Annotated in this window: 14 protein-coding genes and 1 tRNA gene; 3 read left to right on the top strand and 12 right to left on the bottom strand. The window is 61.5% G+C overall.

Features of this window, described 5'->3' with window-relative positions:
- Positions 1-43 precede the first annotated feature (43 nt).
- The 3 genes from C1M53_RS13065 to obgE are packed head-to-tail and all read right to left on the bottom strand — an operon-like array spanning position 44 to position 3,507.
- The gene (locus tag C1M53_RS13065; protein WP_129412636.1) at positions 44-1,330 is read right to left on the bottom strand and encodes a glutamate-5-semialdehyde dehydrogenase; all 1,287 of its coding nucleotides are present in this window, start codon (positions 1,328-1,330) and stop codon (positions 44-46) included.
- A 2-nt stretch (positions 1,331-1,332) separates the two neighbouring features.
- Positions 1,333-2,466 carry a glutamate 5-kinase gene (gene proB / locus C1M53_RS13060; RefSeq protein WP_129416155.1) on the bottom strand — a complete coding sequence of 378 codons (1,134 nt, stop codon included), beginning with the start codon at positions 2,464-2,466 and terminating at the stop codon, positions 1,333-1,335.
- Between the two features lie 9 nt (positions 2,467-2,475).
- Entirely contained in the window at positions 2,476-3,507 is a 1,032-nt protein-coding gene (obgE, locus tag C1M53_RS13055) for a GTPase ObgE (protein WP_129412635.1), read from the bottom strand.
- 119 nt (positions 3,508-3,626) lie between these two features.
- Here obgE and C1M53_RS13050 point away from each other — a divergent pair, with 119 nt between their 5' ends.
- Entirely contained in the window at positions 3,627-4,496 is an 870-nt protein-coding gene (locus C1M53_RS13050; RefSeq protein WP_129412634.1) for an endonuclease/exonuclease/phosphatase family protein, read from the top strand.
- A 1-nt stretch (position 4,497) separates the two neighbouring features.
- On the opposite strand, the gene C1M53_RS13045 is transcribed toward C1M53_RS13050, so the two are convergent.
- From C1M53_RS13045 to rplU, 4 genes are all read right to left on the bottom strand, one after another.
- Positions 4,498-5,034, bottom strand: a complete 537-nt coding sequence (locus C1M53_RS13045) for a GNAT family N-acetyltransferase (protein ID WP_129412633.1) — start codon at positions 5,032-5,034, stop codon at positions 4,498-4,500.
- Positions 5,035-5,094: 60 nt separating this feature from the next.
- Positions 5,095-5,682, bottom strand: coding sequence for a GNAT family protein (locus C1M53_RS13040; RefSeq protein WP_129412632.1), 588 nt, complete (start codon positions 5,680-5,682; stop codon positions 5,095-5,097).
- A gap of 122 nt (positions 5,683-5,804) precedes the next feature.
- Positions 5,805-6,074: a 50S ribosomal protein L27 gene (rpmA, locus tag C1M53_RS13035; RefSeq protein ID WP_054309796.1), complete on the bottom strand. Its 270-nt coding sequence runs from the start codon at positions 6,072-6,074 to the stop codon at positions 5,805-5,807.
- 102 nt (positions 6,075-6,176) lie between these two features.
- Entirely contained in the window at positions 6,177-6,626 is a 450-nt protein-coding gene (gene rplU, locus C1M53_RS13030) for a 50S ribosomal protein L21 (protein WP_165358132.1), read from the bottom strand.
- A 277-nt stretch (positions 6,627-6,903) separates the two neighbouring features.
- Between rplU and C1M53_RS13025 the strand changes: the two genes are divergently transcribed.
- Positions 6,904-6,993 (top strand) — tRNA-Ser (locus tag C1M53_RS13025).
- Between the two features lie 670 nt (positions 6,994-7,663).
- Positions 7,664-8,533 (top strand): aminoglycoside phosphotransferase family protein, encoded by an 870-nt coding sequence (locus C1M53_RS13020; protein ID WP_129412631.1) that lies wholly within the window; start codon positions 7,664-7,666, stop codon positions 8,531-8,533.
- A gap of 37 nt (positions 8,534-8,570) precedes the next feature.
- Here C1M53_RS13020 and C1M53_RS13015 read toward each other — a convergent pair whose 3' ends face one another.
- The 5 genes from C1M53_RS13015 to proV form a co-directional block, all read right to left on the bottom strand.
- The gene (locus C1M53_RS13015) at positions 8,571-9,101 is read right to left on the bottom strand and encodes a dihydrofolate reductase family protein (protein WP_129412630.1); all 531 of its coding nucleotides are present in this window, start codon (positions 9,099-9,101) and stop codon (positions 8,571-8,573) included.
- Between the two features lie 169 nt (positions 9,102-9,270).
- On the bottom strand, positions 9,271-9,657 hold the full coding sequence (locus C1M53_RS13010) for a transcriptional regulator (RefSeq protein WP_207213103.1): 387 nt from the start codon (positions 9,655-9,657) through the stop codon (positions 9,271-9,273).
- Between the two features lie 106 nt (positions 9,658-9,763).
- Complete coding sequence (locus tag C1M53_RS13005; RefSeq protein WP_129412629.1) at positions 9,764-10,627, bottom strand: glycine betaine ABC transporter substrate-binding protein; 864 nt, start codon at positions 10,625-10,627, stop codon at positions 9,764-9,766.
- A 25-nt stretch (positions 10,628-10,652) separates the two neighbouring features.
- Positions 10,653-11,579: a proline/glycine betaine ABC transporter permease gene (locus C1M53_RS13000; RefSeq protein ID WP_129412628.1), complete on the bottom strand. Its 927-nt coding sequence runs from the start codon at positions 11,577-11,579 to the stop codon at positions 10,653-10,655.
- 117 nt (positions 11,580-11,696) lie between these two features.
- Positions 11,697-12,950 (bottom strand): glycine betaine/L-proline ABC transporter ATP-binding protein ProV, encoded by a 1,254-nt coding sequence (proV, locus tag C1M53_RS12995; RefSeq protein WP_129412627.1) that lies wholly within the window; start codon positions 12,948-12,950, stop codon positions 11,697-11,699.
- Between the last annotated feature and the right edge of the window lie 431 nt (positions 12,951-13,381).

Genomic DNA, 13,381 nt, shown 5'->3' with positions numbered 1-13,381 from the left:
CAAATTCTGGTCCCCAACCGCTTTCCAGGACGCAGGCGTGGCCCTAGGCCCGCACCTGCCCGTTGCCGCGCACGCGATATTTGAACGAGGTGAGCTGCTCCACGCCGACCGGCCCGCGCGCATGCATCTTGCCGGTGGCGATGCCGATCTCGGCGCCCATGCCGAACTCGCCACCATCGGCGAATTGCGTCGAGGCGTTGTGCAGCAGGATGGCGGAATCGATCTCGTTGAAGAAGCGTTCCACGACCGCGGCATCCTCGGCGACGATCGCCTCGGTGTGATGCGAGGAGAACGTTTCGATATGGTCGATGGCGCTGCCGATACCGTCTACCAGCTTCACCGCGATGATGGCGTCGAGATATTCCGTCACCCAGTCGGCATCCGTTGCCGGTGTCGCATCCGAGAATGCCTTCAGCACATCGGCATCGGCGTGGATTTCACAGCCGGCGGCGCGCAAAGCTTCGAGCACTGGAACGAGATGCGTGGAAGCGACGGCGCGGTCGACCAGCAGCGTTTCCGCTGCACCGCAGATGCCGGTGCGCCGCATCTTGGCGTTGACCGCGATCTTCACCGCCATGTCGAGATCGGCCGACTTGTCGATATAGAGATGGCAGATGCCTTCCAGATGCGCGAACACGGGGACACGTGCCTCGTTCTGCACGCGCTCGACAAGGCTGCGCCCGCCACGCGGAATGATCACGTCCAGGTTGCCGGACAGGCCCTTCAGCATCTCGCCGACCGCGGCGCGATCTGTGGTCGGCACCAGCTGGATCGCGTCCTGCGGCAATCCGGCCGCCTTCAGCCCTTCGACCAGGCAGGCATGGATGGCGGCGGACGAATTGATCGAATCGGACCCGCCGCGCAGGACCACGGCATTGCCGGCCTTCAGGCACAAAGCCCCGGCGTCCGCCGTCACGTTGGGGCGGCTCTCATAAATGACGCCGATGACGCCAAGTGGCGTACGCACGCGCTCGATATGCAGACCGTTGGGCCGGTCCCATTCGGTGATCACGTCGCCGACCGGGTCCTTCAGCGACGCGATCTCGCGAATACCGTCACTCATCGCGCGGATGCGTGCCGGATCGAGCTTCAGCCGGTCCATGAAGGACGGCGACAGCCCTGCTTCCTCGCCGTTCGCCACATCGATGGCATTGGCTTCCAGAATCGCCCCTTCATTGCGCAGGAGAGCATCCGCCATGGCGGAGAGAGCGGCATTCTTGGCAGCGGTCGAAGCGATCGCCAGCGGTCGCATGGCAGCCCGTGCCTTGCGGCCGATTGCGGCCATCAGCTGGGCCGTGTCGGCCGCCGACCCTTCATGCAGCTTGAGCATGCTCATTCTCCACCTTGCCCGCCGGCATGGCTGACCACCAGATCGTCGCGGTGGATCATTGCCGAACGCGCCTCATAGCCGAGCACCGTTTCGATCTCGGCTGTCTTGAGACCGGCGATTCTTACGGCATCGGCGGCATCATAGGCAACCAGACCACGCGCGATCTCGCGGCCATCGGGCGACAGGATCGCAACCGTATCGCCGCGCGCGAAATTGCCGCTCACCAGCTTCACGCCCGCCGGCAGCAACGACTTGCCCGACATCAGCGCGCCGACAGCGCCGTCATCCACGGTCAGCCGGCCGGCCGGTTCCAGCTGGCCGGCAATCCAGGTCTTGTAGCCCTTCACGGGCGTCGGGCTCGGCTTGAAGAAGGTGGCGCGTTCGCCGCGTTCGATCGCCATCAGCGGCGACAGCCGCGTGCCCGAAGTGATCACCATGGCGGTACCCGCCGCATTGGCGATCTTGCCGGCATCGAGCTTTGTGCGCATGCCGCCGCGCGACAGTTCGGAAGCAGCAGCACCCGCCATCGCCTCGATATCCGGCGTGATGCGCTCGACCACCGGAATGAACGCGGCGTTCGGATCGCGCGCCGGCGGCGCCGTATAAAGCCCGTCGATGTCGGAAAGCAGCACCAGAAGGTCTGCGCCCATCATCGTCGCCACCCGCGCCGCCAGGCGGTCGTTGTCACCGTAGCGGATCTCGGACGTCGCTACCGTATCGTTCTCGTTGATGACGGGTATGGCTTTCATCTTGAGCAAGGTCGAGATGGTGGCGCGCGCATTGAGATAACGCCGGCGCTCCTCGGTATCACCCAGGGTGAGCAGGATCTGGCCCGATTTCAGCCCATGACCACCAAGGGCATCCGACCATGCGCCGGCCAGGGCGATCTGCCCGACAGCGGCAGCGGCCTGGCTTTCCTCAAGCTTCAACGCCCGTTTGCCAAGCCCCAGGATCGTGCGGCCAAGCGCGATGGCGCCCGAGGACACGACAAGCACTTCCGCGCCGCCGGCGGCCAGCGTGCCGATATCCTGCGCCAGCGAGGCCAGCCATTCGCGCTTCAGTCCGGTGGTGCGGTCGACGAGCAGCGCCGAACCGATCTTGACCGTGACGCGGCGGTATTTCTTCAGAGACTGCACGGACATGCCCTACCGTTCCCAGCGCGTCTCGGCCTGTGCCGGCACGGCCCCGCGCGCCTCGGCCACCACGGTCATCAGCGCGCGCAGCACCGCTTCGACACCTTCGCCGGTGACTGCAGACACCAGCAACGGCGTGCGTCCTGCCGCGCGTTTCAGCGAGGCCAGCTTCTTCTTGCGTGCATCGTCGTCCAGCGTATCGACCTGAGAAAGCGCGACGATCTCGACCTTGTCCTCCAGCCCGTTGCCGTAGGCCTCCAGCTCCTTGCGCACGGTCTTGTAGGCCTTGCCGGGGTTTTCTTCCTGCGCCGAAACCAGGTGCAGCAGCACGCGGTTGCGCTCGACATGGCCGAGGAAGCGGTCGCCGATGCCGACGCCCTCATGTGCACCCTCGATCAGGCCGGGGATGTCGGCCAGCACGAATTCGCGCGCGTCGATGCGTGCAACGCCGAGACCCGGATGCAGCGTCGTGAACGGATAATCGGCGATCTTCGGCTTCGCGGCAGTGACCGCTGCCAGGAAAGTCGACTTGCCGGCATTGGGCAGACCGACCAGCCCGGCATCGGCTATCAGCTTCAGCCGCAGCCAGATCGTCAGTTCCTCACCTGGCAGGCCGGGATTGGCACGCCGCGGCGCCTGGTTTGTCGACGTCTTGAAATGCTGGTTGCCAAAACCGCCATTGCCGCCGGCAGCGAGACGGAAGCGCTGTCCCTCTTCGGTCAGGTCGCAGATCAGCGTCTCGTTATCCTCGGCATAAATCTGCGTGCCGGCCGGCACTCGCAGCGTCACATCGGCGCCCTTGGCGCCGCTGCGGTTGCGGCCCATGCCATGGACGCCGGTCTTGGCGCGAAAATGTTGCTGGTAGCGATAGTCGATCAGCGTGTTCAGACCGTTGACCACCTCGACCCAGACATCGCCGCCACGACCGCCATCGCCACCGTCCGGCCCGCCGAATTCGATGAATTTCTCGCGCCGGAACGAGACGGAACCCGCGCCCCCATCGCCGGAGCGGATGTAAACCTTGGCCTGATCGAGGAATTTCATCGGAAGACGCGATTTCTGTTGCTATGGAGTTTCATGAACCTGTCTGCTCTAAACCATGGAAAGGCCTAGAGCGAGAGCGGGCCCGGCCGATTTTGCGACCGGAGGCGGGAGAGTGCGTTATGAGGATTGTCACTTACAACGTCCAGTACGGCATCGGCCTCGACGGTCGTTACGACCTCGGCCGCATCGCAGACGCCGTGCGCGGCGCCGACGTCATCGCCCTGCAGGAGATCTCGCGCAACAACCCGCGCAATGGCGGACACGACATGGTTGCCGCGATCGGCGAGGCGCTGCCGGATTATTTTGCCGTCTATGGTTCCAATTTCGAGGCGAATATCGGCTCTTCGATCGTTGGCGGCCGCGCCCGCACGGTGACGTTTCAGCTCGGCAACATGGTGCTGTCGAAGACGCCGATCCATCTGTCGCGCAACCTGCTTCTGCCGCGAAGCCGGTCCGTCGGCACCATGAACTTCCAGCGCGGCGCCATTGAAGCCCTGATCGAGACACCGCTCGGCTTCGTGCGCTTCTATTCCGCCCATCTCGACCATCGCAATCCCGTCGAACGCGCCAGGCAGATCCGCTTCCTGCGCGACCGTGTGCTCAACTATGCGCTCGAAGGCGGCGGCCTCAGCGGCCTCGAGGAGATCGGCCTGCCGGAACCGCCATGTCCCGAGGCTTTCGTGGTGATGGGCGACTTCAACATGCTGGCCGGCTCGCCCGAATATGTCGATTTCGCCGGCCTGCCCGATCACGAATTCGGTCTGCATCTCAGCGCCGACCTCGCTGTCGATGCCGCCGTGCGGCTCGATGCCGGAGAGGCGGACCTCGTCACATGGGTCGACCCTGACCGACCGCAGGACGAAAGCCGCCACAAGCGCATCGACTACATCTTCACCAGCGCCTCGCTGGCCGGTTCGCTGAAACGCCTCTGGGTCGACCGCAAGGCGGATGGCTCCGACCATCTGCCTGTCTGGCTCGAAATGGGCTGAACTACATCGTTGTTCGCCAGGCATCGCGGTTCGCCTTGTCGATGATCGCCATGGTGATCGTGTCGCAGTAGCGTCCGTCGATACAGATCGCATCGCGTTCCACGCCTTCTTGCACGAACCCGACCTTCCGGTAGAGGGCGATGGCTCGCGCATTGTCGGCATGCGCGGACAGTTCGACGCGCACGAAGCCTTGCCGGCGCGCTTCTGCAAGCGTCGTTTCGATCAGCAGACGGCCAAGCCCGCGACCGCGATAGGTCGGGATGATCCCCATGCCGAGCGCTCCACGATGTGCGTGGATCGGCCTTTCGTAGCGTGAGATATCGCACCAGCCGACGACCTCATCCTCCATCACCGCCACGAACTGCGGGTTACGCTTTTCGATCATGCCACGCACAAAATCGCGTGTGGCTGGCAGCGGCGGCGCTTCCAGGAAGGCGAGATATTTGCGCTCGCGCGCCACGGTATCGAGCGCACGATGAAAGCTCTCGATGTGGGTCTCGGCCATCGCCACGATGGCGGGTTGTGTTGCGTCGTTCATCGTCTTGCTCTTTGCCGGTCCGGCATTGGCGGCATGTTTGAACGCCGCCAATCGGCCGAATTACAATCGCACCCAGCTTCTCAGGCTCGCCCAGGTCTTGCGGTCGAGCCGGTAGCGCTCGACCGGCACCTGGCCGGCGACCATCGAATTTAGCATGCCCTGCCCGGCATACTGGAAGCCGCACTTGTGGATGACCCGGCGCGAGGCCGGATTGATCACCCGGGTAGAAGCCTGCAGCACCTGGATCGTCGTGCGGGTGAAGGCGAGATCGACCAGAGCGTGCGCTGCCTCGGTGGCGTAACCGCGCTTCCAGTGCGGCTCACCGATCCAGTAGCCCAGTTCCAGGCCACGGTCCGTGCTGTTCAGCCCGGCGCAGCCGATGAAGGCGCCGTTCTCGGCAAGGGTCAGTGCATAGACGATGCCGCCGCGCGGCGCACGCGCCATGGCAAGGAAGCTGCGGGCTTCCTCAATGCCGTAGGGATGCGGCATGCGGGCAAGCATTTCGGCGACATGACGGTTGTCGGCAAGCGCCACCAGTTGATCGATATCCGCCTCGCACGGCGCCCGCATCACCAAGCGTTCGGTGCGCAGCACCGGGTTATCGATCGTGAAGCCTCCGTCGTCCGTATAGTCCGCTTCGGCAACCATGTTGAAAGTCCTCCAGGCACGAGAAAAAGGGGAGATGGTCACCCATCTCCCCTGATCCTTTTCCTGGCTTGGCCAGACACCGGTTCCCGAGATGGGGTGCCGGTGTCGTGGTGCGGAACCGGCTACTCCGCGGCCTTAAGAGTCGGATTCACCGACACGTAGGTTCGGCCATTGGCTTTTTTGTTGAAGGCTACGACGCCGGCTTCCAGCGCAAACAGGGTATGGTCCTTGCCCATGCCGACATTGGTGCCGGCATGCCACTTGGTGCCACGTTGACGAATAATGATGTTGCCTGCGATGACGGCTTCGCTGCCGAACTTCTTCACGCCAAGGCGCTTGGATTCCGAATCGCGACCGTTGCGCGACGAACCGCCAGCTTTCTTGTGTGCCATTTCATTGCTCCTTTGCGCCGCGGGGGCGCCTCAAAACCCTTATGAACGCGTTCGCGTTCCGTTTCAAGCCTGCTTCAGGCGGCTCCTGCCGCCGCAGCAGTCTTACTCAGCGGCGTCCTCAGCCTTGGCCTTCTTCGGCGCAGCCTTCTCCTTCTTCGGAGCGGCTTCAGCCTTGGCCTCTGCAGCGGTTTCCCCCTTCACCTCGGCCTTGGCAGCCGCTTTCTTGGAAGGCTTGGCACCAGCGACCAGAATTTCGGAGATGCGCACGGTGGTCTGCAGCTGGCGGTGGCCGATCTTGCGGCGGGAATTCTGCCGGCGGCGCTTCTTGAAAGCGATGACGGTGCGGTTCTTGCCCTGCTCGACGACTTCGGCGGTAACCACCGCGCCGTCGACGAACGGAGCGCCGATCACGACATTCTCGCCTTCGCCATGCGCCAGAACCTGGCCGATTTCGACGACGTCGCCGACATTGGCCTCGAGCTTCTCGATCTTGAGCACATCGTTGGCGGCAACACGATACTGCTTGCCGCCCGTTTTGATGACTGCGAACATTTTTTGCCTTTCGCTGTTCGGTCGGCCTTTTTGAACCGCTTGTCCTTTTCGGGGCGGTTCGGCCGTCTTTTTGTCAGTCTGCGGGTTCAAAAAACAAGCGGCGCGGAGAATCCCCCACGCCGAATGCGGGCCGTCCATAACCGCAGCTTCGCGGTGAGTCAAGGCAAAGGCCAGCCGGCTTCGCCAAAAAGGGCCGAAATCAGCCCAATTAGGCCCTTGTGTCCCGGCCAAGCACCCGTTATCTAGTGCGCCGCGCCGGCAAGGCCGACCACGCTGCGGAGAAGTGGCTGAGTGGTTGAAAGCACCGCACTCGAAATGCGGCATACTCGCAAGGGTATCGGGGGTTCGAATCCCTCCTTCTCCGCCATTTCCTTTTTGCTCCCATCCTTTTCACTTACTAGCTCTTCGCCGATAAGTACTTCCTGAGGAGGTGCCTCCGGGGAGTTTTGATGGCTGGAACAGCGTCCCCAAATGGGAAATTTATGTACTCGGCCCTCAAATCAACCGCCAGGGCTCTCGAGCAGGTTCGCCCATTCGCAATCCTAGATATACTCCTTCATACAGATGCCGCCATACCTTACTGGAAGAGAGATGGGCGTTTTTGTTTGTACGTTTCTTATAGGGGCAGGTATTCTCTTCTTTGCTGCGGGCGTTTGGATACAATGGAGCGAACGTCGCTTCGTCAGGACAGCGGTTCCCGTCAGCATTGAGATTACCGGACTGGTTGAAAACAGAGATGCAGACGGCAATACGTTCAGCCCTGTGTTTCGTATAAAGAAGGGGATTTTGTAGGAAGAACACGGAAGTCTTCCTATGGATCGAGCACACCAATTCACTCCTTAGGTGAGCGCTCCAGTGGCTTTTTCAATCCAGAAACCGGCCGGATCGAGAGCCTTAAATCGAGCCGGGCAGGCAGAACGTTTGGTGTTCTATTTATGATCTTTGGCCTGATCTTTACTGGCCTCTCATTGTATAGCCTCGATACGGAGCTATCCAAATTAAGCGCGCCTTTAAGCAGATGAAAACAGAACCGTCTCTTGCTAGCCACTGACGTTCCATATGCTGTAGCTGCGGCCAAATCGACAGCCTCGGCGTTGGGCCTGACGGTCGATGATGCGGTTGTCCTCCAGAATTCGAACAAGCTCACCTTGCGCCTTCTGCCTTGTGACTCCCTTGCTCGGGTCGCGCCCTCAGCGGATCAGGTGATGCATTTCGAGGTCGAGCTTGCCGGGCTGCTCGCCGAGACTGGGAGCCCTGCGGCTGCGCTTGATCCCCGCATTCCGCCACGCGTCTACGAGCGCGATGGTTTCGCGATTACATTCTGGACCTACCATGCGTCCGTGACGCCGGACGTCACGCCGGCCGACTACGCGCGTTCACTGCGGCGCCTGCACGTCGGCATGGAAAGAATCGCCATCGCCGCGCCGCGCTTCACCGACCGGGCCGCGGAAGCAGAGCGACTTCTGGCCAACCGTGAGCTGACGCCTGACCTGGCCGATGAGGATCGGGAATTTCTCGCCAACCTGCTGGAGAGCCTGACACGAACGATTGTCGAGAGCGAGGCCGCGGAGCAGTTGCTGCACGGCGAACCACATCCGGGCAACGTGCTGAGCACCCGGTTCGGACCGCTGTTCATCGACCTTGAGACATGTTGCCGTGGGCCGGTGGAGTTCGACCTGGCGCATGTGCCCGATGCGGTCATCGAACATTATCCGGACGTCGATCCGGCGCTGCTGAGCGCATGCCGCGCCCTTGTCCTTGTCATGGTCGCGGCGTGGCGGTGGGACGCGAGCGACCAATATCCAGACGGCCGGCACTGGGCTGAACAGCTCATCCGCACCCTGCGCAAGGGACCGCCGTGGCCGTCCCTCGATGCAATGACACGACGTCTCGCCATTGCGGGATAGCTGCTACACTCTGATCTCTATCCGGCTGGCAGCGAGATCAGGTAGGAACATAGGTCAACCGGATCACATCCTCGCCAATCCGATCGTTCGCCACCAGACGGAGCCGCGGCCTGGGTCCGGCGAAGAATGGCGTGCCTTGGCCAAGCACGACGGGATGGAAGTAGAGCCGATACTCATCGATAAGTCCGAGGTCAGTCAGGCTTCGTGCCAAATCTGGTCCGGAAACGGTGATCTCCCCGGCGAGCCGACCCTTGAGGTCGCGCATCTCCGTCTCTAGGTCACCCCCGACGAGCGTGGCATTGGGGCCAATCGACTCCAGCGTGCCTGATACGACCCATTTCGGCAGGCTCCGCCATGCCACCGCGAATTCGCGAAGCTCTGGGGTCCACTCGGAATGGTCTTCGTCCCAATAGCGCATGATCTGATACATGCGGCGGCCATAGACGCTGCCGGTCAGGCCGCGCACATGCTCTATCCAGTGGCGAAAAAGTACGGGATCCGGGGCAAATTTCTCATGGTCGACATAACCGTCCAGGGACAGGTTCATTCCGAACACGAGCTTGGCCATGCCACTTCCTTCCCACGCAATGTTGCTCCACATCCGATTGCACCGTGCAATCGGATGTGGAGCAAATCAACCGGTCAAGTTTTCGGCGCGCTTGAACGACCTATGCAATTCGCTTGAGGCTGATCGCAGCCCTTCGAAAGCAGACGCGGGTAAGTTAGCGGCAGCCTCCTCATGCGGCTGCCGATCCACCCTCCATCGTCCGGAGACCTTCGAAGCCGACGATGAGTTGCTGCACGCGCCTGTTCAGTGTGGCGATGCTCTCGGAAGTGTTGTGCAGTTCGCGCAGCAGCTGCGCGGAGTCGCGACTGTTGTGTTCCCTCGGCTCATTTCCAAAACCGGTGAGGAGCCAGATCGGGCTGACGCCCAGGATACCGGCCATGGTGGTCAAGCGATTGGCCCTCAGCTCGGCACGATCGCATTCCCAGGCGGCCCAGCTCGAGGTCAGGACACCCAGCGCTTGCGCGGCTTGCGTGACCGAGAGCCCTGCGAATTCGCGAGCAAGCGATATCCGTCCGCCCAGGGTGTCGGCGGAAAAGTCGGCATGATGATGGGACACGTTTCGGTCTCCTTTGAGAAAATGAGAGCAGCGGCTGGCTGCTGTCGTCGCTCCGACGCAGGGGACGGCGGCAATCGCCGCCGCCCGCGAGGCAGTCACTTCGAGCTTATCCCTCGACCCATTTCTTCACCTGGTCAGGGTGATCGGCGATGTATTTGTCGACCGCCTTTTCGTAAGAGGTTTCCTGGGCGTCGAACATCGCCGCCTCGAGCTCGGGGATCGGCAGGTTCATGCGCGAAAGCAGCTCCGCGACCTTGGGGTTCTCTTCCTTGAACCCCTTGCGGGCGAGGATGTCGATATGCTCGGCCTTGCCGAGCGAACCCTTGGGATCCTCGATGTAGCGCAGCTTGTACTTGCCGAACATCCAGTGCGGGCTCCAGGCCGTGGCGACGAACCACTTCTCGGAACGCATGGCGCGATCGACGGTGGTCAGCATGCCGGCCTCGCTGGAAATCTTCAGCTTGTAATCCAGGCCGTAGTCCGTGACCGCTTTCTCCGAAAGCCGCGTCAGGCCGGCACCGGGGTCAATACCTTGCACCTCGCCGCCAAGCTTCTGCTTCACCTCGTCCTTTTTCAGGTCTTCGATCGAGCTGATTTCGCTTTCCGGAATGTATGCCGGAACGACCCAGCCCAGTTTTGCGCCGTCATAGACGGTGCCGAGCGTCTCGACCTTGGATTCCACGCGCTTGAAATAGTCGGCATGGGTCTGCGGCAGCCAGGCCATCATCATGGCATCGATGTCGCCGCGGCTGACACCCTGGTAGAGCGGCGCGACGTCCGTCTGCACGAGTTCGACCTTCTGGCCCAGCTTGTCCTGGATGAGCCTGGCGGCGAGCTTGGTGACGAATTCCGCATCCGACCATGCAGCCCAGCCAAGCTTCACGGGCTTGCCCTCCTGTGCGAAGGCCGCCGTTGCCATGCTGCCGGCAACAAGCGCGGCAAGCCCGATACGTGTCAGTGTTCTGAACATCTCTTCTCCTTCGTATTCTGGAAATTCAAGCCGCAGCGGAACGCTGCTTGCCATCGGCCGGTACGTGATCCGGCGAAGTTTGCGGTCCGCCCGTGGCCCTGCGGGAAGCAAGAAAGCTCAGAAAGCCGGAGCTGCCCTTGCCAAAACTCTGGGTGATCCGATCAAGCACAACGGCCAGGATGACGACGGCCAGCCCGCCTTCGAAGCCAGCGCCCACGTCGAGACGCTGGATGCCTGTCAGCACATGATTGCCGAGCCCGCCCGCGCCGATCATCGACGCGATGACGACCATCGAAAGCGACAGCATGATCGTCTGGTTCATGCCGGCCATGATCGAAGGCATGGCGTTGGGCAACTGTACCTTGAACAGGAGCTGCGAGGGCGTGCAGCCGAAGGCCAGTCCCGCCTCGATGAACTCGGCATGCACCTGCCGGATGCCGAGATTGGTCAGGCGCACCACGGGCGGCATGGCGAAGATCACAGTGGCGATGGTTCCAGGCACCGCTCCCAGGCCGAAGAACATCGCGGCGGGGATCAGATAGACGAAGGCCGGCATCGTCTGCATCAGGTCGAGCACGGGGCGCAGCAGGCCGGCCACCCTGTCGGAGCGCGCCATGGCGATGCCAGCCGGGATGCCGATGACGACGGCGATGATGGTAGCCGAAAGCACCAGCGACAGCGTCTCCATGGTGCCCTGCCAGAGGCCCATGTGATCGACCAGGGCGAGTGCCAATAAGGCGAAGACGGCGAACTTCCACCCTACCCGCCACAGCGACAGCATCACCAGGATAGCGATGCCCGCCATCGGCGGAATGCTCACAAGCATGCCCTGGATGCCGTCGCTGACAAAGCCGATGGCCGCGGCGATCACGTCCAGCGCAGGGGTGAAGTTATCGAGGATATAGTTGACGACGACGTCGGCGCCGTGGCCGACGCTGAAATTGAGATCCATGATCTTTCCCTTCGCTCGGCGCATGACCCCGACAATCGAAATCGATTTTCGGAAAGGATCATGCGCCAAATAAAAGTGTTAGAGCGACCTTTGCGCGTCCGAATGGACGCGCGGCCTCTAACCGGCCCGGTCGAGCGTTTCCAGAAGCGCCGACTTGCTGATCGAGCCGACATAACGGCCATGATCATCGACCACGGGAACGGGCCAGCGGCTTTCGGCGACACGGCCGAGCACATTGGACAAGGGTTCACCGGCAGCGATCGGCTCCACGCCCTCCAGGAAGGCGTTGCGATAAGGCTCGCTGGTTTTGGTCCTGACCTTTTCGATCAGCGCATCCTGGCTGACCATGCCATGAAACTTCCTGTCGCGACCAACAACGATCGCCACGTCGCGCCCGGACTGCTCCATCTGCTCCAGCGCGGCCGCCACGGAGACGCCCTGCCGGTCGATGATGGTGAGCTGCGTCTTGCGGGCGATGTCGCCGGCCTTGAACACCTGCGAGACATCGACGTTGCGGAAGAAAGAGCGCACATAGTCGTTGGCCGGCTTCGAGACGATCTCGTCCGGCGTACCGACCTGCACGACCTTGCCATGCTGCATGATGCAGATGCGGTCGCCGATGCGCATGGCCTCGTCGAGGTCATGGCTGACGAAGATCACCGTTCGGTTCTGTTCCGCCTGAAGCCGCATCAGCTCATCCTGCATCTCGGTGCGGATCAAAGGATCGAGTGCGGAAAAAGCCTCATCCATGAGCAGGATGGTCGGCTCGGTGGCCAGTGCGCGCGCCAGGCCGACACGCTGCTTCATGCCACCTGAAAGCTCGTCCGGCCTGCTGTTCGCGTATGGCTTCAGGCCAACGGCATCCAGCGCGGCGAGTGCTCTCTCGGCACGCTCAGCCTCGCTTACACCGGCAATCTCCAGCCCGAAGGCAGCGTTGCCGAGCACGGTGCGATTGGGGAGCAGCGCGAATGACTGGAACACCATGCTCATGTCACGCCGCCGCAATTCGATCAGCTCGCGCCTGGACATTTTCGTGATGTCGCGCCCGTCGATCTCGACGGCACCGGCGGTTGGCTCGATCAGGCGGTTGAGAAGACGAAGCAGCGTCGACTTGCCCGAACCAGACAGACCCATGATGACAAAGGTCTCGCCGGCCATGATCTCGAAACTCGCATCGTCGACACCGATCATACAACCGGTGGACGCATGGATTTCAGATTTACTCCTACCCGAGCGCACCATCTCCAAAGCACGATCGGTATTTTCACCAAATATCTTGTATATATTTTTGAGTCTTATTTTAACGCTATCTGATATTTTGGCGTTTTCTTTTTCAATACCAGATGAAGTTTCGGGATAACTTGGTGCCATACAATAATTCGCAAATCCACCATACTGGCAGATAAACTCTCCTCTTCTGGGAAAGAAGATTATGGCATTTCCTGTAGAAGCAAAATAATTGCCGGAGATGCGCGATGATACGGAAATAAATCTTAAAATCCGAAGCCGCCATATAGCCCCCGTGAGAGCGCCTGTCCACCCGCAGATGTCAGCGCGTGCAACCTATAAGGGAATTTATCCGCTCATTGAAGCCCATCCGGCAACCGTGGCCAAATTCTTGAGAACTGCAAAAGCGCACCTTTGCCGGGGCTTTCGCGAGCATTCCTCGTTGGATTGGCGGCGCCAGAAAAAGTTGCAATGGGTCTCCGTTTTTTTACGGAAACGGCGGCGGCCTATTTGGCGGGGTTTCATTTTTTTGCGCGCAGTGCCGGCTTTTATCGACCGGTGATCGCGTTGATGTA

Origin of the sequence: Mesorhizobium sp. Pch-S, assembly GCF_004136315.1 — a bacterium.
Classification (GTDB): Bacteria; Pseudomonadota; Alphaproteobacteria; order Rhizobiales; family Rhizobiaceae; genus Mesorhizobium.
The sequence above is the reverse complement of the archived record's forward strand: the minus strand, read 5'-3'. Positions and strand labels throughout refer to the sequence as shown.